Annotated in this window: 27 protein-coding genes; 15 read left to right on the forward strand and 12 right to left on the reverse strand. The window is 43.0% G+C overall.

All coding sequences use genetic code 11. The features are described 5' to 3' along the window. Nucleotides 1-291: 291 nt before the first annotated feature. From rsxA to QZ106_RS02745, 9 genes are all read left to right on the forward strand, one after another. Nucleotides 292-873 carry an electron transport complex subunit RsxA gene (gene rsxA, locus QZ106_RS02705; protein WP_209364546.1) on the forward strand — a complete coding sequence of 194 codons (582 nt, stop codon included), beginning with the start codon at nt 292-294 and terminating at the stop codon, nt 871-873. Then, nucleotides 873-1,466, forward strand: coding sequence for an electron transport complex subunit RsxB (gene rsxB / locus QZ106_RS02710; protein ID WP_209364544.1), 594 nt, complete (start codon nt 873-875; stop codon nt 1,464-1,466). Before rsxA ends, rsxB begins: the two co-directional genes overlap by 1 nt. Next, nucleotides 1,467-4,004 carry an electron transport complex subunit RsxC gene (gene rsxC, locus QZ106_RS02715; RefSeq protein ID WP_295973921.1) on the forward strand — a complete coding sequence of 846 codons (2,538 nt, stop codon included), beginning with the start codon at nt 1,467-1,469 and terminating at the stop codon, nt 4,002-4,004. It abuts the gene before it with no gap. Between the two features lie 10 nt (nt 4,005-4,014). Further along, complete coding sequence (gene rsxD, locus QZ106_RS02720; protein ID WP_295973924.1) at nt 4,015-5,094, forward strand: electron transport complex subunit RsxD; 1,080 nt, start codon at nt 4,015-4,017, stop codon at nt 5,092-5,094. A 9-nt stretch (nt 5,095-5,103) separates the two neighbouring features. Further along, nucleotides 5,104-5,715 (forward strand): electron transport complex subunit RsxG, encoded by a 612-nt coding sequence (rsxG, locus tag QZ106_RS02725; RefSeq protein WP_295973926.1) that lies wholly within the window; start codon nt 5,104-5,106, stop codon nt 5,713-5,715. Next, on the forward strand, nt 5,715-6,431 hold the full coding sequence (locus tag QZ106_RS02730) for an electron transport complex subunit E (RefSeq protein ID WP_295973929.1): 717 nt from the start codon (nt 5,715-5,717) through the stop codon (nt 6,429-6,431). The genes rsxG and QZ106_RS02730 overlap by 1 nt, the downstream gene beginning before the upstream one ends. A 211-nt stretch (nt 6,432-6,642) precedes the next feature. Continuing rightward, the gene (gene nth, locus QZ106_RS02735; RefSeq protein ID WP_295973930.1) at nt 6,643-7,278 is read left to right on the forward strand and encodes an endonuclease III; all 636 of its coding nucleotides are present in this window, start codon (nt 6,643-6,645) and stop codon (nt 7,276-7,278) included. A 16-nt stretch (nt 7,279-7,294) separates the two neighbouring features. Continuing rightward, nucleotides 7,295-8,668: a sodium-dependent transporter gene (locus tag QZ106_RS02740; RefSeq protein WP_295973932.1), complete on the forward strand. Its 1,374-nt coding sequence runs from the start codon at nt 7,295-7,297 to the stop codon at nt 8,666-8,668. Between the two features lie 321 nt (nt 8,669-8,989). After that, entirely contained in the window at nt 8,990-10,444 is a 1,455-nt protein-coding gene (locus tag QZ106_RS02745) for a glycoside hydrolase family 32 protein (protein ID WP_295973933.1), read from the forward strand. Between the two features lie 14 nt (nt 10,445-10,458). Here the strand turns inward: QZ106_RS02745 and prmB are convergent, their stop codons facing one another. Further along, the gene (gene prmB, locus QZ106_RS02750) at nt 10,459-11,409 is read right to left on the reverse strand and encodes a 50S ribosomal protein L3 N(5)-glutamine methyltransferase (protein ID WP_295973935.1); all 951 of its coding nucleotides are present in this window, start codon (nt 11,407-11,409) and stop codon (nt 10,459-10,461) included. A gap of 62 nt (nt 11,410-11,471) precedes the next feature. On the opposite strand from prmB, the gene smrB reads away from it, so the two are divergent. Further along, nucleotides 11,472-11,978, forward strand: a complete 507-nt coding sequence (gene smrB / locus QZ106_RS02755) for an endonuclease SmrB (RefSeq protein ID WP_295973938.1) — start codon at nt 11,472-11,474, stop codon at nt 11,976-11,978. Here the strand turns inward: smrB and yccS are convergent. The 4 genes from yccS to QZ106_RS02775 all read right to left on the reverse strand — a co-directional run bounded on the left by yccS (nt 11,975) and on the right by QZ106_RS02775 (nt 15,793). After that, complete coding sequence (gene yccS, locus QZ106_RS02760; RefSeq protein ID WP_295973941.1) at nt 11,975-14,116, reverse strand: YccS family putative transporter; 2,142 nt, start codon at nt 14,114-14,116, stop codon at nt 11,975-11,977. The genes smrB and yccS overlap by 4 nt on opposite strands. Nucleotides 14,117-14,131: 15 nt before the next feature. Beyond that, the gene (locus tag QZ106_RS02765; protein ID WP_295973943.1) at nt 14,132-14,587 is read right to left on the reverse strand and encodes a YccF domain-containing protein; all 456 of its coding nucleotides are present in this window, start codon (nt 14,585-14,587) and stop codon (nt 14,132-14,134) included. Nucleotides 14,588-14,595: 8 nt separating this feature from the next. Beyond that, nucleotides 14,596-15,054, reverse strand: a complete 459-nt coding sequence (gene mgsA, locus QZ106_RS02770; RefSeq protein ID WP_295973946.1) for a methylglyoxal synthase — start codon at nt 15,052-15,054, stop codon at nt 14,596-14,598. A 73-nt stretch (nt 15,055-15,127) separates the two neighbouring features. After that, nucleotides 15,128-15,793: a DUF2057 domain-containing protein gene (locus QZ106_RS02775; protein WP_295973948.1), complete on the reverse strand. Its 666-nt coding sequence runs from the start codon at nt 15,791-15,793 to the stop codon at nt 15,128-15,130. Between the two features lie 159 nt (nt 15,794-15,952). Here QZ106_RS02775 and QZ106_RS02780 point away from each other — a divergent pair, with 159 nt between their 5' ends. Beyond that, the gene (locus QZ106_RS02780) at nt 15,953-16,225 is read left to right on the forward strand and encodes an acylphosphatase (protein ID WP_295973950.1); all 273 of its coding nucleotides are present in this window, start codon (nt 15,953-15,955) and stop codon (nt 16,223-16,225) included. On the opposite strand, the gene QZ106_RS02785 is transcribed toward QZ106_RS02780, so the two are convergent. The 6 genes from QZ106_RS02785 to QZ106_RS02810 all read right to left on the reverse strand — a co-directional run bounded on the left by QZ106_RS02785 (nt 16,200) and on the right by QZ106_RS02810 (nt 20,849). Continuing rightward, nucleotides 16,200-17,048 (reverse strand): metal ABC transporter permease, encoded by an 849-nt coding sequence (locus QZ106_RS02785; protein ID WP_295973953.1) that lies wholly within the window; start codon nt 17,046-17,048, stop codon nt 16,200-16,202. The two genes, QZ106_RS02780 and QZ106_RS02785, sit on opposite strands and share 26 nt — an antisense overlap. Continuing rightward, the gene (locus QZ106_RS02790; RefSeq protein WP_295973955.1) at nt 17,045-17,902 is read right to left on the reverse strand and encodes a metal ABC transporter permease; all 858 of its coding nucleotides are present in this window, start codon (nt 17,900-17,902) and stop codon (nt 17,045-17,047) included. The genes QZ106_RS02785 and QZ106_RS02790 overlap by 4 nt, the downstream gene beginning before the upstream one ends. Beyond that, complete coding sequence (gene afeB, locus QZ106_RS02795) at nt 17,902-18,792, reverse strand: ironABC transporter ATP-binding protein AfeB (RefSeq protein WP_295973957.1); 891 nt, start codon at nt 18,790-18,792, stop codon at nt 17,902-17,904. Before afeB ends, QZ106_RS02790 begins: the two co-directional genes overlap by 1 nt. Beyond that, entirely contained in the window at nt 18,792-19,673 is an 882-nt protein-coding gene (gene afeA / locus QZ106_RS02800; RefSeq protein WP_109127750.1) for an iron ABC transporter substrate-binding protein AfeA, read from the reverse strand. Before afeA ends, afeB begins: the two co-directional genes overlap by 1 nt. Before the next feature lie 99 nt (nt 19,674-19,772). Further along, a complete protein-coding gene (locus QZ106_RS02805; RefSeq protein WP_109127751.1) occupies nt 19,773-20,102 on the reverse strand; it encodes a TusE/DsrC/DsvC family sulfur relay protein in 330 nt (109 codons plus the stop codon). Nucleotides 20,103-20,186: 84 nt separating this feature from the next. After that, on the reverse strand, nt 20,187-20,849 hold the full coding sequence (locus tag QZ106_RS02810; protein WP_295973963.1) for a Bax inhibitor-1 family protein: 663 nt from the start codon (nt 20,847-20,849) through the stop codon (nt 20,187-20,189). 370 nt (nt 20,850-21,219) lie between these two features. Here QZ106_RS02810 and QZ106_RS02815 point away from each other — a divergent pair, with 370 nt between their 5' ends. The 4 genes from QZ106_RS02815 (at nt 21,220) to QZ106_RS02830 (ending at nt 24,959) form a co-directional block, all read left to right on the forward strand. Further along, nucleotides 21,220-22,323 carry a factor H binding protein domain-containing protein gene (locus QZ106_RS02815; RefSeq protein WP_295973966.1) on the forward strand — a complete coding sequence of 368 codons (1,104 nt, stop codon included), beginning with the start codon at nt 21,220-21,222 and terminating at the stop codon, nt 22,321-22,323. A 12-nt stretch (nt 22,324-22,335) separates the two neighbouring features. Further along, nucleotides 22,336-22,590 carry a hypothetical protein gene (locus tag QZ106_RS02820; RefSeq protein WP_295973969.1) on the forward strand — a complete coding sequence of 85 codons (255 nt, stop codon included), beginning with the start codon at nt 22,336-22,338 and terminating at the stop codon, nt 22,588-22,590. Nucleotides 22,591-22,853: 263 nt separating this feature from the next. Then, nucleotides 22,854-24,395 carry a ribosome biogenesis GTPase Der gene (der, locus tag QZ106_RS02825; RefSeq protein ID WP_295973972.1) on the forward strand — a complete coding sequence of 514 codons (1,542 nt, stop codon included), beginning with the start codon at nt 22,854-22,856 and terminating at the stop codon, nt 24,393-24,395. A 354-nt stretch (nt 24,396-24,749) separates the two neighbouring features. After that, the gene (locus tag QZ106_RS02830; RefSeq protein ID WP_295973973.1) at nt 24,750-24,959 is read left to right on the forward strand and encodes a cold-shock protein; all 210 of its coding nucleotides are present in this window, start codon (nt 24,750-24,752) and stop codon (nt 24,957-24,959) included. Nucleotides 24,960-25,040: 81 nt separating this feature from the next. Here the strand turns inward: QZ106_RS02830 and QZ106_RS10675 are convergent, their stop codons facing one another. After that, the gene (locus tag QZ106_RS10675) at nt 25,041-25,334 is read right to left on the reverse strand and encodes a surface lipoprotein assembly modifier (protein ID WP_367259955.1); all 294 of its coding nucleotides are present in this window, start codon (nt 25,332-25,334) and stop codon (nt 25,041-25,043) included. Between the last annotated feature and the right edge of the window lie 42 nt (nt 25,335-25,376).

A 25,376-nucleotide genomic window follows, 5' to 3' on the forward strand; every position in this document is an offset into this window, starting at 1 on the left:
ATGTTGAGTTTCGGTTGCCAGCCTTGTTCATTATATAGCGAGGATTTTTTTCTGTTCATCGCTTAAGCTATTTGGCGCCATACGCATAGCCTATGGCTTTTACAGCCAGACTTTGGCTGGCTATAATAAAACGGCTGAAAAATCCACCGCACTTTTAAAATACACTTTTCGGCGTATCAAAAAGTGCGGTCAGTTTTGTTAAAATTCGTTCACCTACCTTGCTTATTTTTTTATTGTTCTTAAGCCCATAAATGGCGATAATACACCGCTTATACGAACGAATTGAACGCTATGACACATTACATTCTACTGATCATCGGCACGGCATTGATTAATAACTTCGTGTTGGTGAAATTCCTTGGACTCTGCCCTTTTATGGGCGTCTCAAAAAAAATTGAAACCGCTATCGGCATGGGCTTGGCAACAACCTTTGTGCTGACAGTGGCGGCGCTTTGCTCCTATTTAGTGGATAATTATATTCTCGCGCCATTAAACGCAACATTTTTACGTACACTCGTTTTTATTTTAGTCATCGCCGTAGTGGTGCAATTTACTGAAATGGCGATTCACAAAACCAGCCCAACTTTATATCGTTTACTGGGCATTTTCCTGCCGCTTATTACCACCAACTGTGCCGTGCTTGGCGTGGCGTTGTTAAACGTGAATCTTGCGCATAATTTAACGGAATCGGTGGCTTACGGCTTTGGTGCCTCTGCCGGTTTTGCCTTAGTTTTAGTCTTATTTGCCGCATTGCGTGAACGCTTGGTTGCCGCTGATGTGCCGATGCCATTTCGTGGTGCCTCTATCGCCTTGATTACGGCAGGCTTAATGTCTCTCGCCTTCATGGGCTTTACCGGATTGGTGAAACTATAATGGCCACTTTCTATTATGTTCTCATTGCCATTGTTGTATTGGCGCTGATTTTCGGCGCCATTTTGGGCTTTGCATCCGTAAAACTGAAAGTCGAAGCAGATCCTATTGTCGAAAAAATCGATGCGATTTTACCGCAAAGCCAATGTGGCCAATGTGGCTATCCCGGTTGCAGACCTTATGCTGAAGCCATTGCCAACGGCGATGTGATTACCAAATGTATTCCGGGCGGCAGACCCACTGTCATTAAAATCGCCGAACTCCTTGGCGTTGAACCGCCGGAGACCGATAATTTAGCCGAAGATCCTGCGCCGAAAGTCGCCTTTATTGATGAAAATATGTGTATCGGCTGCACCAAATGCATTCAGGCGTGTCCGGTAGATGCCATTATCGGTAGCAATAAACTCATGCACACGATTATTCCTGATTTATGTACCGGCTGTGAGCTTTGTGTTGCGCCCTGCCCGACCAGCTGCATTTCCATGATTAAAGTCGAAAAAAATATTGATACTTGGGATTGGAAATTCGATCCTAATCTAGTGATTCCGATTGTTGATACCACATCGGCAGAGAAGAAAATCATTGTGGGGAAATAAATGGCGGATGTATTAACACGTTTTAACAGTGGCAAACTTTGGGAATTTGACGGTGGTATTCACCCGCCGGATATGAAGTCCCAATCCAACGGCACACCCATTCGCACGCTCCCCCTGCCCGATGATTTTTATGTACCGTTAAAACAACACGCCGGTCGTGCAGGAAACTTGTTAGTCAAACCCGGAGATCAGGTTCTCAAAGGGCAACCACTGACACAAGGCGATGGCTTGCAAAGTTTACCTGTTCATGCACCCACCTCCGGTACAGTGATTGATATCGCGCCTTATGTCGCGCCACATCCATCCGGGCTGACAGAAACCTGCGTACATATTCAAGCAGATGGCTTGGATCAATGGCGTCCACAAGTGCCAATCGAGGATTTTTTCACCCAAACGCGGGAACAGCTCATTGAAAAAATTTATCAGGCAGGCATCGCCGGCTTGGGTGGTGCAGTTTTCCCCACTGCGGCAAAAATTCATTCGGCTGAAAAACAGGTCAAACTGTTGATTATTAACGGGGCAGAATGTGAACCTTACATCACCTGCGACGATCGCTTAATGCGCGATCGTGCCGATGAAATCATCGAGGGCGTGCGTATTCTGCGTTATATTTTGCGCCCTGAAAAAGTCGTTATCGCCATAGAAGACAATAAACTTGAAGCCGTATCCGCCTTAGAACATGCATTACATGGCGCGAATGACATTGACATCCGTATCATTCCGACAAAATATCCGTCCGGTGCGGCAAAACAACTCATTCAAGTGCTAACAGGCATGGAAGTGCCAAGCGGACAACGCTCTTCCAGCATTGGCGTGCTCATGCAAAATGTAGGAACCGCCTTTGCCATTAAACGCGCGGTACTTGATGATGAACCTTTAATTGAGCGCGTCGTTACTCTCACCGGTGATAAAATTCCAAACAAAGGCAATTATTGGGCGCGCTTTGGCACCCCGATTTCTCATTTATTGCGTGAAACCGGCTACCAATATGACGACCGCTTTCCAGTCTTTATGGGCGGTCCAATGATGGGTGTCATTCTACCTGATTTAAATGCGCCGATGACCAAAGTGGCAAACTGCTTATTGGCACCGGATCATTTTGAATATGCGCCACCGGAACCGGAAAAAAGCTGTATTCGCTGCTCTGCCTGCTCCGATGCTTGCCCGGTAAAACTGATGCCGCAGCAACTCTATTGGTTTGCCCGCAGCGAAAATCACGAAAAATCGGAAGAATATTCTCTCAAAGACTGTATTGAATGCGGTGTGTGCGCCTATGTTTGCCCAAGCCACATTCCGCTTATTCAATATTTCCGCCAAGAAAAAGCCAAAATTTGGGAAATCAAACATAAAGCAAAATTAGCAGAAGAGGCGAAAATCCGTTTTGAACAACGCCAAGCCCGCCTAGAACGGGAAGAACAAGAACGCAAAGCGCGTTCTCAACGAGCCGCGGCAGCACGCCGTGAAGAATTAGCACAGCAAAAAGGCGTTGATCCGGTCGCCGCTGCCTTAGAACGTTTAAAAGCGAAAAAAGCGGAAGCGGCGGAAAATACACAAATTGAGCAAAAAACCCTTATTGATGAAAAAGGCCATATTCAGCCTGACAATCGCGACATCATGGCACAACGCAAGGCGCGCCGATTAGCCCGTCAAGCGGAAGCCGTAGCCTCTGCCGAACCGGCAATAGACCAAAGTGCGGTTCAAATTTCAGATGAAAATCCGGCAGAAACCGATCCGCGCAAAGCTGCGATTGCTGCCGCGCTCGCACGTGCTAAAGCGAAAAAAGCCGCGCAGCAAGGGGAAACCGTAACCTCTGCCGAACCCGCAACAGCACAAAGTGCGGTTCCAATTTCAGATGAAAAACCTGTGGAAACGGATCCGCGCAAAGCCGCTATTGCGGCGGCTATCGCACGTGCTAAAGCAAAAAAAGCCGCGCAGCAAGGGGAAACCGTAACCTCTGCCGAACCGGCAACAGACCAAAGTGCGGTTCAAGTTTCAGATAAAAAATCAGAAGAGACGGATCCGCGCAAAGCCGCTATTGCTGCTGCGATCGCGCGTGCTAAAGCGAAAAAAGCAGCGCAGCAAGGGGAAACCGTAGCCTCTACCAAACCTGAAACAACCCAAAGTGCGGTTCAAATTTCAGATGAAAATCCGGCAGACACGGATCCGCGCAAAGCTGCCATTGCGGCTGCGATCGCGCGTGCTAAAGCGAAAAAAGCAGCGCAGCAAGGGGAAAACGTAGCCTCTGCCGAATCGGCAACAACACAAAGTGCGGTTCAAATTTCAGATGAAAATACAGCGGAAACAGATCCGCGCAAAGCCGCCATTGCTGCCGCTATCGCCCGTGCTAAAGCCAAAAAAACAGCGCAGCAAGGGAATGCAGTCGCTTCAAGTACCTCTGAAACAGCCCAAAGTGCGGTCCAAATTTCAGATGAAAATCCAGCGGAAGCGGATCCGCGCAAAGCCGCCATTGCCGCGGCTATCGCACGTGCTAAAGCGAAAAAAGCCGCGCAGCAAGCCCAACAAAATGAACAGCATTAAGGAATAACCCATGTTTAAGATGATCAGTTCACCCCATACTCATTCGGGAAAACTCACCATGCGAATTATGCTTTGGGTGATGTTAGCCATGCTGCCGGCGATTGCATTACAAGTGCATTACTTCGGCGTTGGCGTGCTGATTCAAGCCGCCTTGGCAATCAGTTTTGCTTTGGTGCTGGAATTGTTGGTGACTTTTTTGCGCAAACAACCGACCTTGAGTTACCTTTCCGATTTGAGTGTAATTTTGACCGCACTGATTCTTGCGGTGGCGATTCCGCCTTATGCGCCTTATTGGATTATTCTTATTGGCACATTTTGTGCGGTGATTTTGGGCAAGCACGTTTATGGCGGATTAGGGCAAAATCCCTTTAACCCTGCTATGGTAGGGTATGTAGTGTTGTTGACCTCATTCCCATTGCAAATGACGACTTGGATGCCGGCGATTCAACTTCTGCCGGAACCGCCAACCTTTGCCGATGCCTTACAATTGATTTTTCATGGTTTAACCACCGATGGTTTTAGCTTACACCAATTAACCGCCTCCATTGACGGCATGACACAAGCCACGCCGCTGGATACCACGAAATTGTTTTACGCCACACAGGCTTCCGATCACAATATCAGTTCGGTTTATGCCGACTTAGTGAAATTACCGATATTTACCCAAAACGGTTGGGATTTTGCGCAAGGTTGGTGGCAAATCAATTTCGCCTTTTTACTGGGTGGAATTTTCTTAATCCTGAAAAAAGCCATTCACTGGCACATTCCCGTGGCAATGTTAAGTAGCTTTACCCTTTTGAGTCTGTTAACCGAACTCTTCTCAACGAGTGGTCACTTAAGCACGGCAAGCCAACTCTTCAGCGGTGCCATGATGTTCGGCGCATTCTTTATCGCCACTGATCCGGTTACGGCTTCGATTACGCCGAAAGGCAAATTGGTATTTGGTGCATTGGTGGGATTATTCGTTTATTTAATTCGGTTTTATGGCAACTACCCTGACGGCGTGGCATTTGCTGTCTTGCTCAGCAACATTTGCGTGCCATTAATCGATCATTACACCCGTCCACGGGTCGCCGGTCATCGCGGATAAGGAGACATCATGCAAGCAATCAAAATCACCTCCAAATACGGCGTGTTATTGGCTTTTGTGGCATTTTGTTGCACAGCAATTTCGAGCGGCGTTTATTTTCTCACGAAAGATAAAATCGATCAGGCAATGCAAGCGCAACAACGGGCGTTACTATTACAAGTGATTCCACAGGACTATTTTACGAATGATTTAACGCAAGATTGCTACACGCCGAAAAACCACGCGTTACAAAACGTGGATATTCAAAAAATCTGTACAGCCAAAAAAGACGGCAAAATCACCGCTTATGCTTTTGAAAGCGTGGCGCATGACGGTTACTCCGGTGATATTCGTATTTTAGTTGGCATGAAGCCGGATGGCGAAGTGCTTGGTGTGCGCATTACGGAACACCATGAAACGCCGGGCTTGGGCGATAAAATCGAAACGCGTATTTCCAATTGGATTTTGAGCTTTGATCATCAAGTCATCAGCCAAGAGAAAGCGCCAGAATGGGCAGTCAAAAAAGACGGCGGTAAATTCGATCAATTCGCCGGAGCGACAATCACGCCACGCGCTGTGGTCAATCAAGTAAAACGCGCTGCACTGGCGATGTTGGATAATTTACCGAAAGAGAAAGAATAATGGATAAACGAGATGAAATAACTGAAACGCCGGCAGAAAGCCAATCTGTCGAAAATAAAAGTGCGGTGACCATTTCAAATGAAAAAAGCATTTGGAAAACCATTTTCGTTCAAGGTATTTGGACGAATAACTCCACGGTGGTGCAATTGCTGGGATTGTGTCCGCTACTTGCTGTGTCCAATACGGCAACGAATGCCCTGGGTTTGGGGTTAGCCACCATGCTGGTACTCACCTGTACCAATACGGTCATATCGATTTTTCGTCAACATATTCCCAACGAAATTCGGATTCCGATTTACGTCATGATCATTGCCACGACGGTTACTGTGGTGCAGTTACTGATGAATGCTTATACTTACCCGCTTTACCAATCACTCGGTATTTTTATTCCGCTGATTGTGACCAACTGTATTGTGATCGGGCGGGCGGAAGCCTTTGCCTCAAAGAACAGCATCGCCCATTCTGCCTTTGATGGTTTTTCCATGGGGTTGGGGATGTTATGTGGCTTGGTCGCATTAGGTGGCCTACGTGAAGCTATCGGCAACGGCACCCTGTTCGACGGCATTGAAAATCTGCTAGGCGATTGGGCGGCATTTATGCGAATTGAATTTTTCCATAACGACAGTAACCTGCTGCTGGCAATTTTGCCCCCCGGTGCATTTATCGGTTTAGCGTTGCTATTAGCGTTAAAAAATATCATAGATACAAAAAAGTAGTTTAAAAATAAATAATGCTCAGATAATTCGTCCCCATCTAATTTGCCTGAGCGACTGAGAATTTTTAGGAAAATTTAGCTTGTCTGAACAACCTAGTTGCGAGTTCTAAATTTTCCGTAAAGAAAATTCTCACCAAGCTCAGACAAGCAAATTAGCTTGGGGTGTGTTTTTTGCTACTTTTTTGCACAAGCAAAAAAGTAGAAGGAAAAGTATGAATAAAGAAAAAAGAATTGAAATTCTAAAACGTCTGCGTGCTGCCAATCCGCACCCAACCACGGAACTGAATTTTAGCTCGCCCTTTGAATTATTGATCGCCGTGATTTTGTCAGCACAAGCCACTGACAAAGGAGTAAATAAAGCGACAGATAAACTCTTTCCTGTTGCCAATACACCGCAGGCAATTTTGGCATTGGGCGTGGATGGCTTGAAGGAATACATCAAAACGATTGGTCTATTTAATAGCAAAGCAGAAAATATCATCAAAACCTGCCGTGATTTAATTGAAAAACACCACGGTGAAGTGCCTGAAGATCGCGAAGCGTTAGAAGCCCTTACCGGCGTAGGAAGAAAAACGGCCAATGTGGTATTAAATACCGCATTTGGACACCCGACTATCGCCGTGGATACCCATATTTTTCGCGTCTGCAACCGTACCGGCTTTGCGCCTGGCAAAGATGTGGTGAAAGTCGAAGAAAAATTGATAAAAGTGGTTCCTGCCGAATTTAAGGTGGATGTACACCACTGGTTAATTTTGCATGGACGATATACTTGCGTAGCGCGCAAACCTCGCTGCGGTGCGTGCATCATTGAAGATTTATGCGAATATAAAAATAAAACAGAATATTAAAAATACAGGAAAACTTATGACAACACCAAAATTAGAACGACAAACCTGGTCCAATCGTTTAACTTATGTGCTTACCGTTGCCGGCGCAACCGTCGGTTTTGGCGCAACATGGCGCTTTCCCTATTTAGTGGGAGAAAACGGTGGCGGTGCCTATGTCTTGCTATTTTGCATTGCGATGATTGTCATTGGTATTCCAATGATTTTAGTAGAAAACGTGATTGGCCGTCGTTTACGGGTCAACTCCATTGATGCCTTTGGCGATAAAATTTTAGATAAAGGCAAAGGAATTTCTAAATATTGGAAACTGCTTGGTTATATGGGGCTTCTCGGTGCGTTCGGGATCATGGCGTATTACATGGTACTTGGCGGCTGGGTGATTACCTATATCATTAATCTCATCAGCGGTACGCTTGATATTTCTACGCCCATCACCAAAGATGTCGCAAAAGATTTCTACGATTTACACATCAGTAACAGCCCGGTTGAAATCATTATTTACACCGCACTTTTTGTACTCGTCAATTACATTATTTTGGCAAAAGGCATTATCGGTGGTATTGAACGCTCTGTGAAATACTTAATGCCATTGCTGTTTATTTTCTTGATTGGCATGGTTATTCGTAATATTACCTTGCCGGGGGCAATGGAAGGCATCACCTTTTACCTCAAACCGGATTTTTCTAAAATTACCCCCAAATTATTTGTGTTCGTGTTGGGACAAGTTTTCTTCGCTTTAAGTCTCGGTTTTGGCGTATTGATCACCCTTTCCAGCTACTTAAATAAAGAAGAAAACTTGATCCAGACAGCGGTAATCACCGGCTTCACTAACACCATTATTGCCGTGTTAGCCGGCTTTATGATTTTCCCGTCTTTGTTTACCTTTGGCATTGAACCGAATGCCGGCCCAACATTGGTATTCCAAAGTTTGCCAATCGTATTCTCCCATTTATGGGCAGGTAAATTCTTTGCAATTATCTTCTTTGGCTTATTGCTTATCGCTGCTTTAACAACATCTATCACCATTTACGAAGTGATCATCACGGCCTTGCAAGAAAAACTCAGAATGCGCCGTAGCAAAGCCATTATTCTAACGCTCAGCGGAATTTTTCTCTTGGGCAACGTGCCGTCTATTTTAGGGGATAATCTTTGGAAAGATGTCACCTTCTTCGGCAAAAGCATTTTCGATGCCTTTGATTTCGTCAGTGGCAATATTCTGTTTATGCTTACCGCACTTGGTTGCGCGCTTTTCGTGGGTTTCGTGTTAAAAGACGAAGCAAAAAAAGAACTGTCTCCAACGCCAGATTCTACTTTTACCAAACTTTGGTTTAACTATGTGAAATTTGTCGTACCATTTATTATTTTGGTCATTTTTATCAGCAATTTACTTTAAGTGAGATCAAAGTCTGCTCAACACCGAGCAGGCTTTGTTTTATGAGCATAAATGCAATAGATCCCCATGATGATCACGGTTTATTAAGCAAAAAAAAGTGCCTCACAGAGGCACTACTCGGAAAGCAAAATATGTTTGGCTATTTTTATAGCACTTGTTTTTATAGGGTTAAGCATACTCAACGCCACCTAACAACGCAAACGCTTATTTACAAATTTGTGAACTAACTCACGCTTTTAAATGATTTATTTTCACCAAACAGCGTCGCGTGATATTTAGCTTTCTCACGATAAGCCTCCCCCGTCCAAACGGAGAAATCCCATGCAGATTTTTAACAATGGCAAATACAAAAGTATCCTTGCGGCAGAATCCGGTGAACTTGCGGACATTGCGCAAACCGTGCAAAAAGACAAGGATTTTCGACCGCACTTTCATATTGCGCCACCCACCGGACTAATGAACGATCCTAACGGTCTCATCTTTGATGGCGAGAAATATCACCTTTTTTATCAATGGTTTCCTTTTGATGCCATACACGGCATGAAACATTGGAAACATTTAATCACCAAAGATTTCCAACATTATCAATCTGCTGACGATCTCATTCCTTGTGAGCTTTTTGAATCTCACGGCTGTTATTCCGGTGGCGCGTTAAAAGTCGATGATAAATTAGCCATGTTTTATACCGGTAACACCCGTCGCCCAAGCGATAATCAGCGTATGCCGTTCCAAAATTTAGCCATTTTCGATCTTGATGGAAAATTGATCAGCAAGCGTCCATTAATTGAAAATGCGCCTGAAGGCTATACGGAACACGTTCGCGATCCGAAACCTTATTTCACTGAAAACGGTAAAATCCGTTTTATCTGCGGTGCACAACGGGAAAATCTCACCGGCACGGCGATTATTTTTGAAATGGACGATCTTGAAGATACACCGCGTTTGCTAGGTGAGCTTTCCTTGCCGGCGTTTGATAATACCAATGTATTTATGTGGGAATGCCCTGATTTGTTGAAACTGGGCGATAAAGATGTGTTTATTTGGTCGCCTCAAGGCAAAGATCGTGAAGCGCATCAATTCCAAAATAATTACCATGCGACTTATGCGGTGGGGAAATTAACGGAGTTAACCTTTGACGCAGAATATATCGGCGAGTTGGATCAAGGCTTTGATTTCTATGCCCCACAAACCTTCGGCGGTTTGAATAATAAAACCCATGCTGTGCTTTTCGGCTGGATTGGTTTGCCGGATTTAACCTATCCAACGGACAAATTCAAATGGCATTCTGCCTTAACCTTGCCGCGAGAATTACGCTTAGAAGGCGCTAAAATCTATCAACGCCCGATTGCAAAAATCTATGAAAACTTGACCGCACTTTCAACGTTTCATCTTAATAAAAACATTGAAATTGCTGATTTAGATCGTGCCTATGTCAAATTTGAGGCTAATCACCAAGCTTTTGATTTAACCTTCTTCCAAAATGACAAAGGACAATCCTTGCGTCTTTCTTATAAAAACGGCGTGATTTGCTTAGATCGCAGCCAAAGCGAGCAAACCGAACTCATGGAAACATTCGGCAGTAAGCGTTTTTGTGAAATCGCAAACCTACAAACCGTAGAAATATTCTTTGATCGTTCCATTGTGGAAATTTTCTTCAATCACGGTGAAAAAGCCATGACATCAAGATTTTTCATTGAAAACAGAAAAAATACTATGACCGGCAGTCGCCCATTGGATTTAATGGTCGGCTATTTACCGGTCATTCACTCTATCTAAATAAAATAGGCACCTTAAGCAAATGCCGCTTGATGTTCAAGCAATTGGGCTTTGGTTAAGGCGAATACACCCACGCCGCCATTGGCGAGTTCAAGCCAGTTAAACGGCACTTGTGGGAATTGTTCAATTAAATGTACCATGCTGTTGCCCACTTCGCAGACTAATACACCATCGTCCGCTAAGTAATTCGGCGCTAGGCGTAGGATTTCTTTAGTGATAGTTAACCCATCATTGCCGGAGCCGAGAGCCATTTCCGGTTCGTAGTGAAATTCTTCCGGCATATCGGAGAGATCTTCTAGATCCACATAAGGTGGATTAGTGACAATGAGATCATACTGTTCTTCCAATAAACGGGAGAATAAATCCGATTGAATCGGGAAGACGCGGTGAGTTAAATTGTGGCGTTCAATGTTGATTTCGGCAACATTTAACGCATCAAAAGAAAGATCAACGGCATCCACATCGGCTTCAGGGAAGCGCTCCGCACAGGCGATCGCAATACAGCCGCTGCCGGTACACATATCTAAAATGCGTTGCGGCTCATGCGTTAATAAGCCGGCGAACCCTTGTTCAATCAAGGCACTGATGGGAGAGCGAGGAACAATCACGCGTTCATCCACATAAAACTCTAAGCCGCAGAACCAAGCACGGTGAATTAAGTAAGCGACAGGAATGCGTTTTTCAATGCGGATGATGACCAAGCGGATGATTTCGAGCTTTTCTGCCGTCGTGAGTCGGGTGTCATACAATTCGCTTGGGAAATCTGGCGGTAGGTGCAAGGTAGCTAAGACCAGTTGTTGTGCTTCATCCCAAGCATTGTCGTAGCCGTGTCCGTAGTAAATGTCGGCACGATTGAAGGTGCTGTAGCACCAACGTAGAAAATCTTTGATCGTGTGCAGTTCTTCTTGCACGTTGGTGGAATAAATATCGTCAATAAGTTCCTGATTGAAGGTAATTTGGTTCATGATTTGCTCGTATCAATGTTAAAATTGCGCGTAGTTATACCATATTTGAGATAGGAAACGAAATGTTAGATGAGGAAGCAATTTCCCTGTTTCGCGCTGAAATGAAAGGCGTGAAACCGTTAAAACAGGATACTTTTGTGGCGGCACGCCCCCATAAAAAGAAAGCACTGGCAACAATAAAAGAACAGCGTGAACAACAGGACACGTTATTTTATTTTTCTGATGAATATGAGCCGTTGTTAAATGAGGAAAGTGCGGTCAAATATTTGCGTGAAAATGAAGATTCCCATTTGTTGAAACAATTACGGCGTGGCGATTTTTCACCGGAGATTTTTTTGGATTTGCATGGCTTAACGCGTGAACAGGCAAAATTAGAGCTGGCGGCATTAATTCAAACCTGCGAGAAAGAGCATCTTTATTGCGCCAGTATCATGACAGGTTACGGCACTTATACGTTAAAACGCCAGATTCCCCGTTGGCTAGTGCAACACCCGAAAGTGCGAGCATTGCACCAAGCCCCAAAGGAATGGGGCGGTGAGGCAGCCATTTTGATCCTGATTGATGTTTAACAACATTTATGAACGGCATGGTAAAGCGGCGGTAAAATTTGGTTGATCATGCTAAGTTGCTGCATTGGAATGTGTCCTTGCAGCTGTGCCACTTTATGATTTTTTTCTAAATGGCTTTGTGCCTGTTTTAAACTCACTTCAATGTTATTTTGTAATTTCTCGAAAACCATCGGTGTAAGCTGTTCAATATGCTCTAAAATGTAAATAATTTTCTTCGCTGCCGGATAAAACTCCGCCAAGAAAAAGGTGCTTTGTTGCATTTGTTTCATTTTACTGCGGTAAGCCCCTAGCGTAGAAATGTAACTCAGCAGAGAATAGTTAATTTTTAAAAGCTCAAATCCTGCCTGTAAATGCGCCTGATATTTTTTCGGCTCATGGTTCATATTGGAGATGGTAGCGCTTAATGCCGAAGCATATTCATGGGCATAGCGGCGGGCAATTCGGTATTTCAAGTTATCGCCTTTGCCAAACTGTAATTGACTGATGATATACAACAAATATTTCGCATCGCTTTTGATTGCCTGACGGCTAACTTTATCCAATTGCAAATACTTCCAATCCGGCCATAAGTAAGACACGGCAAACCAAGAAATGGTCGCCCCGATCAGGGTGTCAATGACGCGAGAATAAAGCGCTTGTTCCACATTAAATCCCATCACATCAAAGCTGAAAATAACCTGTAAGGTAATGAAGAAGGTGGAAAAGCTGTAATTATTGGTACGGAAAAAGAAAAAGAGCGTGCTGGTCAGCACGATTAAGCCTAATTGTAACTCCAGTGTCGGATTCGCATAAGGTAGAAGTGATGCCAGAATGACGCCAAGAATGGTGCCGACAATGCGTTGTTTTAAACGCAGTTTAGTGGCCGTGTAGTTGGGCTGACAAACAAAAACAGCGGTTAATAACACCCAATACGCCCGATCTAACGGCAAAAATTCGCCGATGGTGCAACAAATAAACACCACAATCGACAAACGTACCGCATGGCGAAAGAGTTGCGAATTGAAATTAAAGTGGCTACGCAGGGCAAGCAGGATATTTTTAAAGCCGGTAATTTGTTCCGTATAAATTTGAGCCGTATCGGTTTGTTCCAACTCGTTCACTTCTTGATCAATATGACGTAATTGATAGTCAACGCTTTTTAAATTATCCAGTAATGTTTGGAGATTGATAAGATTTTCGGTTTCTTCAATATGGCTATTACTATAAAGCTCGAACGATTGATTTAATCCGTTAATGGCTTTTTCTAAACGCAGGTCATAACGGTAGGTTTTATTTTGTTGCAAACTTAGGGCAATATCACGGCACGCTTGGGCTTGGAGTTCCAGTAAGCGTTGAATCCGAAAAATTAAATCGGTATTTTTCAGGTGCTCCGCAAGGGTTTGGTAATCAAAATGATTGGAACTAATGCGCTCATGAATATCTTGCGCAGAGAAATAATAGCGAATCATTTTGGTCGTACGGCTGTGGCGGTGTTGTCCTCGGATACGATAAAACAGCGCCGTTCTCGTCTCATTAAATGCACTTATCAGTTCACTATTTTTCATTGCCATGGCGATATGCTTATTTTCAATTTGCTCAATATCGTCAGGATCAAAAAAAGTGGCTTTCGCATCAAGGTAATTGGCTAGTGCAATAAACGATTTTGCAACGCTTTCCTGTACGGGACGGTTAGGAAAAAATAAATGCACACAAAGGGTGGTTACGCTATAAAGCAATGTTCCGCACAAAATCATTAATGGATTCATATACCACACGGTTTCCGGCAAATACGTCAGTGTGGTGTATAGCGCGACGACTAACGTACCGAACGCGATGGTGCTATAACGTTGTCCGATTGCCCCAATCATGGTGAAAACAAAGGTCATCGCCGTCATCAACACCATAAATTGGAAATTATGGTTGATACTCAGCTGCACACTGATGGTAGAAACTGAAAATGCGAGCAGCGTATAAAATACATTTTTGATTCGACCGGTTAATCGGTTATCTAAATCCACCAAACCGCCGGCAATAATGCCCAAGACCAAGGGCATACTTTGCTCGGAAATATCAAAATACCAAATGGCAATCACCGCCAAATTGACGGCAATAAAAATCGGAATGGAGGCAATCACTTTTGCATTAAACCAGTGATTCATGCGAAATCCTTAAGACTACTTATAAAAACGATCATATTGCATTGCGTGTTGTTGACGAATCAAATCCACCATCGCTTTAGGAACAACCCGTTGCCCCACAGGAAATAACGCAATTCTGGCGATATGGAAATTTGCCAAGCCGGTTGGGATACCGATGATGGTTAGACATTGAGAAATGCCACAAAAAACATGAGCAAGAAACAGCCACCAACCGAAAAGAATGAACCAGACAACATTGAGTAACGATCCGAGAGAATTTCCCACCGCACTTTTGGGTTCTAAATACTTCACATGAATCAAATCGTTGCCAAAGGGAACCAATGACATTTTACAAATTTCCCAACAACTACGCGTATAAGGCAATGTAACGATCAAGACGGCACTCATGAGGGTAGCGAATAGCCAACCTAAGGTTGTCGCGAATCCCCCAAGGACAAAATTGAGAATATTTAAAATCAGGCTCAAATTCATAACAATATCTATTTTAAGCGTTCGTTTAAATAACCTTGATAGTCCGGAATACGAATATCGCAGGTGTCGTTAAAGAGTGGTGAAGAAACCAGAAAATCGGCACTTGCCATATTCATTGCAACAGGAATATTCCAAACGGTGGCAATACGCATTAAAGCTTTAACATCGGGATCATGCGGTACGGCATTCATCGGGTCCCAGAAGAAAATCATTAAGTCAATTTTGTTTTCAGCGATTAAGCCACCGAGTTGTTGATCCCCGCCCATTGGACCGCTGAGCAAACTATTGACGGTCAAACCGGTTTCACGATGAATAAGATTCCCTGTGGTACCGGTGCCATAGAGCGTGTGGTTTGCCAAAAAAGTGCGGTGCGTTTTACACCAGTTTATCAAATCCGCTTTACAGTGGTCATGCGCCACTAAGGCAATGTGTTTATTCGCCGACAATGTGCGATAGGTCGTTTGCATAAGTGCTCCTAAAATAAAAAGTGAGCGAACAAGCTCACTTTTCGGACATCAATGAATGAGAAGAAATCACCGATTATTTTTGTTTTTTCGCCCAATCAATAAAACGTGCTTGGGTTTCTTTATCGGCTTGTTGATACCAATATTGCAACATTTGTTCTGCCACATTTTCACCTTGTAATGTTACCTTGCCTTTGTTGACTTTACCGGCTGCGGCAGTGCCACCAACAGCCACTGCGGCTGGTGCTGTACCGGCAAAGGCTGCCACCGCAGCAGGCGCGCCAGAGGCGTTATATTCACTTAAGTCTTTAATTAAGCTCACTGAAGGGAAGAAACCTTCTTGTTTTAAATATTCTTGCTGATTCGCAACGTCTCTTCCGGATGGCGTTTTTACGCTGATGATCGGTGCCTGTTTAAATGCATTTACATCACGTTCATTTTGTAAACGAGGCGCAGAAATAACGATATCATCAGGGGTTCCCTGAAATGCCACAACGATCGGATCAGACTCAAACAAAACACGATCAGAACCGCTTTGAATAATTTCGGATACTCGCACGACCACTTGGTGTTTTTGTGTATCATTCACATTAAATGCATGATTCTCTTTTAACATGGATTTAGCCGGTTTTTGACCATCAATGGCTAAAAAATCAATATTCGATGAACCGGTGACTACGCCGGCAAAGCTCGCCGTACTGGCTAAAAATGTTGCAGCTAATGCAGCGAAACGAAATTTCATATTTACTCCTGTTTTGAAGGGCATTCATTAAAATTAGATGACACTCTATAAAATAAAGCGTAGTTTGTATGCTATGCCAAATTAGCGAAAAATGAAAATAAAAAATACGTGTTAGGCGTGAGTTTTTGTATTTTTTCGCACATTTTAAGGAGAAAGCTGATGATCAAAAAACGCTTTCGTATTTACGGCTATGTACAAGGTGTTGGGTTTCGTTATTTTACGTGGAAGCAAGCGCTGAAAATTGGCGTAACGGGCTTTGTGCGTAATCTTGCCGACGGCTCTGTTGAGGTGGTCGCCGTCGGTTCGGAAAGTCAAATTGAAGCGTTAGATGCTTGGTTACAAGAGGGGCCTCGCACTGCCATCGTGGACGATGTATTTGTAGAAGATTATCTTGGCGAAAAAGAATTTACGGCGTTTCAAGTGCTACACTGAAACGCAGTTTGATTTTGCTATAAATAAGTGCGGTTAAAAATACCGCTGCTTGTAACAAAATAATGCAAGGGCCTGTCGCACCGTCAATGTGATAGCTGATAATCGTCCCGAAGATACTGGTGCTGATAGAGGTTGCCAAGGCAATGGCAATCATATGATCAAAGCGCTTGGTTAAAATAAATGCGGTAATACCTGGTGAAATAAGCATCGCAACGACTAAGATCACGCCCACCACTTGCATGGCGCTGACAATAGTTAAGGCAAGGAGAATCAGCAAGCTGTAATGCAAAAGTCGAGGCGATAAGCCAACGATTTTCGCTTGCGTAGCATCAAAACAATAAAGTAAAAAATCTTTTCGACGTAAAAAAACAACCCAAAAAACGACCGCACTGATGACGAGCGTTTGCAACATTTCCGCATCGCTTACGCCAAGCAAGTTACCAAATAAAATATGGGTTAAATGTTGATCCGTTTCAATTTTGCTAAACAAGACAATCCCGAGCGCAAACATGCCTGAAAAGACAATTCCCATGGCGGTATCTTCTTTAATACGACTGTTTTCTTTTAAATAACCTACGCAAACAGAACAGGTTAAACCCGCAACAAAGGCACCGATAGCTAAGGGCAATCCTAACCAAAACGCCACCACAATACCCGGCAGAACGGCATGAGAAATGGCATCGCCCATTAACGACCAACCTTTTAATACTAAATAGCAGGAGAGCATGGCGCAAATAATGGAGACTAATAACGCTGTAATTAATGCGTTTTGCATAAAGGGATAGGCGAAAGGCTCGGTGAACCATTGATAAATAGCGTTCATTGTTGCACCTCTTCTTTCGTGATTGGTTTACGTTGACGGATTAAGCCGTATTTTGGCGAGAAAATAAAAGCCAATAGGAAAAGTGCAGTCTGAATACACACAATAACCCCGCCTGTTGCGCCATCCAAGAAATAACTGAGATAAACGCCAATCGCACTGGAAAGAATGCCTAGAATAACGGCAATCATGGCAAGGGTTGTAAAGCGATCAGTAAGCAAATAAGCGGTAGCACCCGGTGTGATCACCATGGCGATAACTAAAATCGCCCCAACGGTTTGTAACGCGGCGACCACACAAGCACTGAGTAACGTAAAAAATAGCACTTTGTAATAAATTGGGCTGAGCCCTACGGAAGTGGCATGGACTTCATCAAAGAAAATTAATAACAGATCTTTCCAAAAAATGAGCAATAAAATTAGACTGATGCCAATGATAATTGCCACTTGAAGAATATCTTCGTCTGCAATACCTAGGATATTGCCTAACACAATATCTTGCACATTGACGGAGGTCGGGTTAAGGGAAATGATCAACAAACCAAGCGCAAAAAATGTCGTGAAAATGAAGCCGATAACCGCATCTTCCCGCAGTTTGGTAATGGATTTGACCCATAAAATAGACACGGCAGCTAAGATACCGGAAAAGAAAGCACCTAATGCATAAGGCAGGGAAAACGCATAAGCGATGGCAACACCGGGGACAACCGAGTGGGAAAGGGCATCACCGATGAGCGACCAGCCTTTTAGCATTAAATAAGCAGACAAAAAAGCACAGACACCGCCCACGGCAGAACTGAGCAAAATGGCTTTCACCATATAATCATAGGAAAAAGGCTCCAGTAATAGATCTAACATTACGGTTTTTCCTCTGATTTACAGTGTTTTACAATCGGTGCCGGTGGATCGACTTTGGTTTTACCATAGAACACCGCCGCGCGCTCATCATCGGTAAGGACGGTAACGGCACGTGGATCTTCATCATCGTGCAAATCTGAACCAAGTAACTTAATGTGACGCAATACGCCACCAAAGACCAATTCTAAGTTATGTTGATTAAACGTGGTTTCTGTTGAACCGGCGGCGATGACCGTGCGATTAATCATCACCACCTGATCGCAAAAATCCGGTACGGAACCAAGGTTATGCGTGGAGACCAAAATAAGATGCCCTTCGTTGCGTAATTGCCCGAGTAAATCAACAATGGCATTTTCGGTTTGCACATCCACGCCGGTGAAAGGTTCATCCAGTAAAATAATCTTACTTTGTTGAGCAAGTGCGCGAGCTAAAAATACGCGCTTTTTCTGCCCGCCGGAAAGTTCGCCAATTTGACGATGGGCAAGGTGCTCAATATTCACCCGTTGCATGGCTTCTTGCACTTTTTGCTTATCGGTTTCACTTGGGCGGCGCAAGAAATTCATGTAGCCATAGCGTCCCATGAGTACCACATCATAAACAGACACCGGAAATTGCCAGTCCACTTCTTCCGATTGAGGCACATAAGAGACCAGATTTTGTTTTAATGCCTGTTTAATTGGTAAATGACACAACTTAATATTGCCTCGTTGTGGATGAATCAACCCCATTAAACTTTTAAACAGGGTTGATTTACCGCTTCCATTTACGCCCACGAGGGCACAGGTGGTGCCGCCTTCTAAACGAAAGGTGACATCGTGGATAGCGGTGTGGCCGTTGTTATAGCGAACCGTGACATCTTCAACACAGATCGAGGCAATATTCGATGACATTATTTTTCAAATCCTTTTGCGATAGTGGAAACGGTCGTGTTCAACAAATCGATATAGGTTGGTACCGGACCTTTTTTATTGGAAAGGGAATCCACATAAAGTACGCCACCGTATTTTGCGCCGGTTTCTTTCGCGACTTGTTTTGCCGGTTTAGGTGAAATCGTACTTTCACTGAAAACTACCGGAATGTTGTTGGCTTTAACGGTTTCAATCACTTTGCGAACCTGTTGTGGTGTACCTTGTTGTTCTGCGTTAATCGGCCATAAATAGGCTTCTTTAAAACCATAGTCACGAGTGAGATAGCTGAAAGCCCCTTCACTGGTGACCAACCAACGTTGAGCTTCCGGCACTTGTGCTAATTTTTCGCGAAGCGGTTTATCCAACTCTTTGATTTTTTGTGCATAAAGTGCGGCATTTTTTTCGTATGTTTCTTTATTTTGTGGATCGTATTTGACCAACGCATTTTTAATGTTCTCAATATAAATCAATGCATTGGAAGGGGACATCCAAGCATGCGGATTTGGGTTGCCGGTATAAGGACCTTCATTAATAGACATTGGCTCGATACCCTCAGTCACAACAACCGCCGGTTTATCTTTCACGTTTTGGAAGAATTTTTCAAACCAACGTTCAAGATTTAAACCGTTCCATAAGACTAAATCGGCAGATTGTGCTTTCACAATATCTTTTGGGGTCGGCTCATAATCGTGAATTTCAGCACCCGGTTTGGTGATCGATTCCACGGTAGCCGCATCACCGGCGATATTTTGCGCCATATCTTGAATGATGGTGAAGGTGGTAACGACTTTAAATTTTGCATAAGCTAAACTGCTGCCTAAACTTAATGCAAGCACACTGATTAATGTCGCGAATAAACGCATGTTTTTCTCCTTTGAAAAGTTTTAGTAAAAAATAACAACATAAGTTGCAGGGTGAATTATATTCTTTTATTTCTCAAATGCAAATGATTCTTAAATGAGTTATAGGCATTTTGCCGGTTTGGGTAACCCGGCTAATTTTGTTGCTTGTTTTGCCGGACCGTCAGGAAACAAACGTTGTAAATAACGGCTATTGCCTTTGTCTTCCCCCAGTTTTTGTGCTGTGGCTTTTACCAGCATACGAATGGCCGGTGAAGTTTTGTATTCCTGATAAAACGCCCGCACAAAATGAATGATTTCCCAGTGGGCGTCAGTTAATTCCAAATTCTCTAATTTCGCAATGGCTTGTGCTACTTCGATATTCCAATCATCAATATTGAGCAAATAACCCGAAGCATCGGTTTCAATGTGTTTATTATTAACTTCAAGCATGATAATAACCTTAGTATTTATGGGGGAGGATTATATAAAAACGCCCCAAAAAAGGGGCGTTGAATTTATCTATCAAATTAATAATTAATCTCTAGAAGAGAAGAAGGAAAGTAAGTTTAACAAACTGATAAACAGGTTGTAGATAGACACAAATAAGCTAACCGTTGCACGAATGTAGTTGGTTTCACCGCCATGAATGATGTTACTGGTTTCATACAAAATTCCCATGGTGGAGAAAATCACGAATAACGCGCTAATTCCCACGTAAAGTGCCGGGAATTGGAAGAAGAAACTCGCGACCATGCCAAGTAATAACACCACGAATAAGGCTAGAATCGTACCGGATAAGAAAGACATGTCTTTTTTCGTGGTTAAGACATAAGCGGAACAAGCGAAGAAAGTGGCTGCGGTACCGGCTAAGGCTAACACGATAGCATCACCCAAACCGGCGCTCACATAGGCATTTAAAATCGGCCCTACGGTGTAACCTAAGAAACCGGTGAAGGCAAAGGCAGATAAAATCCCTAATGCGCTATTTGCTAAGGCATTGGTTAAGAAAAGCAGCCCATAGAAACCTACAAGCATGATGATAAGCCCCGGTCTTGGTAAATTCATCGCCATAGATACATAAGCCACCACAGCGGAAAAGGCTAATGTTAACGCTAACAAGAAATAGGTGTTACGTAACACTTTGTGTGTGCTAAGCAACGATTCTTCTCTGCTGCCAACAATAATACGAGATTGCATAAAAGCTCCTTTTTTGTAAAGAAAATAATCGATTGAGATCGCTGTGTAAGGTAAGGGCTGAGACGCTAAATGTCAATTGATCCGTGAACATTTAACATTGAAAAAAATTGAACTCAATAACCACCGCACTTTCATTTAGATGATCGTCATTTATTCATCATGAAAAATAAAAAATTTCTATTATTCACAATGGTTAACAAATAATTTTTCAAACAAACCTAGGTTTTATTAAATTATTTAATAATAAAGGCATTATTTTAGATAAATTTTATCACTTGCTTTCATTTTTTTTTTTTTGATTTATAATTTTGCCGTTATTTTTATATAACATTTAATTCAAAATTTAGTAAAAATAAAGGAGCATGACAATATGTCAAAAATCACATTTTCTACTCTCATATTCAGTACTTTGATGATAAGCGCTTGTGGAGGTAGTGGTGGAAGTAGCCATTCCGATCCTCAACCAATTCCTTCTACGCCAAGCAATTCGCCTACGACAACCACTACGCAGTCAACACAGCAGGAACCGACACCGGCAGCAACACTTTCCAATTCCCATCCTCAGGCAGCTGAAAAAACAGCAACATCACAGCCTCACCAAATTACGCCGCCAACACAGCAGGAACCGAAACCGGCAGCAACACCTTCCAATTCCTATCCTCAGGCAGCTGAAAAAACAGCAGAATCACAGGCGCAACAAGAACGCCCACAAGCACAACGTCCTCCTGTCACGCCATCTGTTCCATCTACGCACCTAACTCGTTCTGATCTTACTATTTCCCAAGATGAATTTAAGAAGGGTATGCTGGAAAACATACCGGTTCGCTCAGGTAACACCAAAGTCGGTACTCTTTCCGGCTATAACCGCACTTATTCCTTTAACGGCGCATTCAAAAAGGAAGAAGGCAAGGATGTACAAACACTGCTTGTTGACAACATGACAATCAAGCTTATTGGAAACGCATCCCAAGCTTTCACCGGACTCTCCTCCCTCTCCTCCACTATCGCCTCACGTTGGCTTAGCGCTGCTTGGAATGCAACAAAAGATCCTACACGAGACATTTTCTACATGGGAAGCGAAACACCTGTTGAAAATATTCCACAACACGGTGTTGTTACCTACCAAGGCAATGCAAGCCGTTATGACAATATCAATAATCAAGTTAAAAACATTGGTGCTGCTAAATTAGTCGCAAACTTCGATGATAAAACAATCTACGGCGAGTTGGATATGGCTTATCTTCGAAGAGACATTGTGCTTCACAAAGCGCCAATTGTCGGAAATAGCTTCCAAGGCGAAGCGGTTGCGGAAGGAAATCTTCCTTTTTTCATAGATCGTAAAGGTCAATACGAAGGTAAATTCTTCGGTCCTCATGCGGAAGAAGTCGCCGGTAAAGCAACATTTAGCGGAGAAGCGATTATCGGTCAAGTAGAAAGTTTAAATACCAGTTTCAGTGCAGAACAAACTAAATAAAAGGACACTATAATGAAAAAAATGATTGTCAAAACAGCATTGCTAATTACTCTCAGTACGTTACTTAGCGGTTGCGAAATGCAGATGCAACACCGAGTTGAAGAATGGTATAAAGAAGGCGTCAGTAAAAAAGACACCGATACAAAACTCGCTAAATGCACCTATGATGTAGGCATGAATAAAGTTGATCCGCTCCAAGAGCAAACCTTAATTACAGCCTGTATGAAAGCAGACGGTTTCCGTTGGCGCGTCAGAATGGTGAATTAAATCAGCTAAAAGTGCGGTGGGAATTTCTTGTGTTTTTAATCATCTTACTAATAAACAAACAAAAGAATTCTGCCGCATTTTTATATAAATCATATTTCTAATAGGCATTACTCAAACAATCTCTTCTCTATTTTTTCCTTCCCCACTCAATTCTCCCCTTACCTTGTCATTTCTCATCATGACCAAAATCCGCTATAATGCCAGCCATTTTTCAAGTGCCGATATCAATATTCCCGTGGCACATTCATTTATAAGAGGTTTTTATGACAACTCCCGTAGTTGCCTTGGTGGGTCGTCCAAACGTGGGCAAATCCACTCTATTCAATCGCCTAACCCGTACTCGTGATGCCTTAGTCGCTGATTTTCCCGGTCTGACGCGCGACCGTAAATATGGCCAAGCGCATCTTGCCGGACACGATTTTATCGTCATTGACACCGGCGGTATCGACGGCACAGAAGAAGGCGTAGAAGAAAAAATGGCAGAGCAATCATTACTTGCCATTGAAGAAGCCGACATCGTTTTATTCTTAGTGGATGCCCGTGCCGGCTTAACATCAGCGGATATTGGCATTGCAAACTATTTGCGCCAACGTCAAAACAAAACCACCGTGGTGGTTGCCAATAAAGTGGACGGCATTGATGCCGACTCCCACTGTGCAGAGTTCTATCAATTAGGCTTAGGTGAAATTGCCCAGATTGCAGCCTCTCAAGGTCGTGGTATCGCGAGCTTAATGGAGCAAGTGCTTACCCCATTAGCAGAAAAAATGGCAGAAGACGCAGAAAAAACAGAAGAAAGTGCGGTCGAAACCACGGATGTTTCTTCTGAAACTACTGAATTTGACGAATGGGACGAAGATTTCGATTTTTCAAATGAAGAAGACACCGCACTTTTAGACGAAGAACTGGCGCAAGAACAAACGCCGGATAAACAAAACATTAAAATCGCCATTGTAGGTCGCCCGAACGTAGGCAAATCCACCTTGACTAACCGCATTTTAGGCGAGGATCGCGTGGTGGTTTATGATATGCCGGGCACCACCCGCGACAGTATTTACATTCCAATGGAACGTGATGGGCAAAATTACACGTTAATCGACACAGCTGGGGTACGCAAACGCGGTAAAGTGCATTTAGCGGTAGAAAAATTCTCCGTGATCAAAACGCTACAAGCTATTCAAGACGCCAACGTAGTGTTATTGGTTATTGACGCCCGTGAGAACATCTCCGACCAAGACTTGTCTCTCCTCGGCTTTATTTTAAACGCCGGTCGTTCCTTGGTTATCGTGGTGAATAAATGGGATGGATTGGACACCGATGTTAAAGATCGCGTGAAATCCGAACTCGATCGTCGTTTAGATTTTATTGATTTTGCCCGCGTACACTTTATTTCAGCCTTACACGGCAGTGGCGTTGGCAATTTATTTGATTCCGTCAAAGAAGCCTACGAATGCGCGACGCAGAAAATGACAACATCTATGCTGACCCGTATTCTGCAAATCGCTGTGGATGAACATCAACCACCGATGATTAGCGGTCGTCGTGTGAAACTGAAATATGCCCACCCGGGTGGCTACAATCCGCCAATCATTGTGATTCATGGTAACCAAGTGGATAAACTGCCGGATTCTTACAAACGTTATTTATCCAACCATTTCCGCCGTAGTCTGAAAATTATCGGCTCGCCGATTCGTCTGCAATTCCAAGAAGGGAACAACCCGTTTGCCGGCAAACGAAATAAACTCACGCCGAATCAATTACGTAAACGTAAACGTTTGATGAAGTTTATTAAGAAATCGAAAAAATAGCAGTATAAAAATTTTACTTTACTATTTATTGATAATAAAAAGCCGAACTGAAACAATCTTGTGTCCTCCGCCCTCACAAAAGGCGGGGGTTTTTTAATAGTTTCATTTTAAATGAAGATACAAATAAAACAGCAGATTAGATATAAATAGATTGTTTTCATTCCATTGGTATGCTCTAATTCACAACACGCTAGACAATCACTTCAGTAAGTTAGTTATTTCGCTTCTTCCTTATTCAAATTTTAAGTTTGCGCGTTGAAGATTCAATTTATCCATCTCTATTTAAGTCAAATCACTAGCGACTCGTGCTGACAATAAGCATACAATTTCATTATTTTCAATAAGGAAGACAATATGTCTAAACTAAACGGTAACGTAAAATGGTTCAATTCAACAAAAGGTTTCGGATTTATCGCCCCTGAAGACGGTTCTAAAGACGTTTTCGTGCACTTCTCCGGCATCGTGGGCAATAATTTCCGTACTTTAAACGAAGGGGATCGTGTTGCTTTTAACGTACAGGATTCCCAACGTGGTCTGACAGCTGTTGACGTTGAAGTGATTTAATTACTTTTCTATATAAAAAATTAGCCCTTTCACTAAAGGGCTAATTTTTACTTATTAATAAATCACAAAGTGCGGTATTTTTTAGAAACTTTTACTCACCTCAAAAAGTATTTGATTTTTATCGTATGAATAAATCGGCAAATTACTGTTTGTTTTTGCATAAACCCAAGTTAATCTAGGCGTAAACCCCGCATAATGTATCTTTTTGTGCCAAATAGATAACACCACATTATATTCATCATTTTTCTGTTTAACTCGAAAAAATGATGCTTCTCGATAAGTACGTTTAGCATACCCTACACTAGCATTTGTTGATATGCCCAATGGCCATTCTTTTCCCCAAGTTAAAAAATAAGAGCTAAAAGGATAAAGCAATATATTTAAAATATATATCCCATGATATGTATTAACTTCTAT

The organism is uncultured Aggregatibacter sp., from assembly GCF_901873365.1.
Classification (GTDB): domain Bacteria; phylum Pseudomonadota; class Gammaproteobacteria; order Enterobacterales; family Pasteurellaceae; genus Aggregatibacter.

Coding starts and splice junctions, on each gene's coding strand:
- QZ106_RS02820 (WP_295973969.1), top strand. CDS start 22,336: ATGAAAAAAATGATTGTCAAAACAGCATTGCTAATTACTCTCAGTACG.
- mgsA (WP_295973946.1), bottom strand. CDS start 15,054: ATGCAAACGACCTATCGCACATTGTCGGCGAATAAACACATTGCCTTA.
- QZ106_RS02765 (WP_295973943.1), bottom strand. CDS start 14,587: ATGAATTTGAGCCTGATTTTAAATATTCTCAATTTTGTCCTTGGGGGA.
- prmB (WP_295973935.1), bottom strand. CDS start 11,409: ATGAACCAAATTACCTTCAATCAGGAACTTATTGACGATATTTATTCC.
- yccS (WP_295973941.1), bottom strand. CDS start 14,116: ATGAATCACTGGTTTAATGCAAAAGTGATTGCCTCCATTCCGATTTTT.
- QZ106_RS02740 (WP_295973932.1), top strand. CDS start 7,295: ATGACAACACCAAAATTAGAACGACAAACCTGGTCCAATCGTTTAACT.
- afeB (WP_295973957.1), bottom strand. CDS start 18,792: ATGTCATCGAATATTGCCTCGATCTGTGTTGAAGATGTCACGGTTCGC.
- QZ106_RS02785 (WP_295973953.1), bottom strand. CDS start 17,048: ATGAACGCTATTTATCAATGGTTCACCGAGCCTTTCGCCTATCCCTTT.
- QZ106_RS02775 (WP_295973948.1), bottom strand. CDS start 15,793: ATGAAATTTCGTTTCGCTGCATTAGCTGCAACATTTTTAGCCAGTACG.
- QZ106_RS02745 (WP_295973933.1), top strand. CDS start 8,990: ATGCAGATTTTTAACAATGGCAAATACAAAAGTATCCTTGCGGCAGAA.
- rsxC (WP_295973921.1), top strand. CDS start 1,467: ATGGCGGATGTATTAACACGTTTTAACAGTGGCAAACTTTGGGAATTT.
- QZ106_RS02830 (WP_295973973.1), top strand. CDS start 24,750: ATGTCTAAACTAAACGGTAACGTAAAATGGTTCAATTCAACAAAAGGT.
- rsxD (WP_295973924.1), top strand. CDS start 4,015: ATGTTTAAGATGATCAGTTCACCCCATACTCATTCGGGAAAACTCACC.
- rsxB (WP_209364544.1), top strand. CDS start 873: ATGGCCACTTTCTATTATGTTCTCATTGCCATTGTTGTATTGGCGCTG.
- QZ106_RS02810 (WP_295973963.1), bottom strand. CDS start 20,849: ATGCAATCTCGTATTATTGTTGGCAGCAGAGAAGAATCGTTGCTTAGC.
- nth (WP_295973930.1), top strand. CDS start 6,643: ATGAATAAAGAAAAAAGAATTGAAATTCTAAAACGTCTGCGTGCTGCC.
- QZ106_RS02780 (WP_295973950.1), top strand. CDS start 15,953: ATGATCAAAAAACGCTTTCGTATTTACGGCTATGTACAAGGTGTTGGG.
- QZ106_RS02790 (WP_295973955.1), bottom strand. CDS start 17,902: ATGTTAGATCTATTACTGGAGCCTTTTTCCTATGATTATATGGTGAAA.
- QZ106_RS02815 (WP_295973966.1), top strand. CDS start 21,220: ATGTCAAAAATCACATTTTCTACTCTCATATTCAGTACTTTGATGATA.
- rsxG (WP_295973926.1), top strand. CDS start 5,104: ATGCAAGCAATCAAAATCACCTCCAAATACGGCGTGTTATTGGCTTTT.
- rsxA (WP_209364546.1), top strand. CDS start 292: ATGACACATTACATTCTACTGATCATCGGCACGGCATTGATTAATAAC.
- QZ106_RS02730 (WP_295973929.1), top strand. CDS start 5,715: ATGGATAAACGAGATGAAATAACTGAAACGCCGGCAGAAAGCCAATCT.
- der (WP_295973972.1), top strand. CDS start 22,854: ATGACAACTCCCGTAGTTGCCTTGGTGGGTCGTCCAAACGTGGGCAAA.
- QZ106_RS02805 (WP_109127751.1), bottom strand. CDS start 20,102: ATGCTTGAAGTTAATAATAAACACATTGAAACCGATGCTTCGGGTTAT.
- afeA (WP_109127750.1), bottom strand. CDS start 19,673: ATGCGTTTATTCGCGACATTAATCAGTGTGCTTGCATTAAGTTTAGGC.
- smrB (WP_295973938.1), top strand. CDS start 11,472: ATGTTAGATGAGGAAGCAATTTCCCTGTTTCGCGCTGAAATGAAAGGC.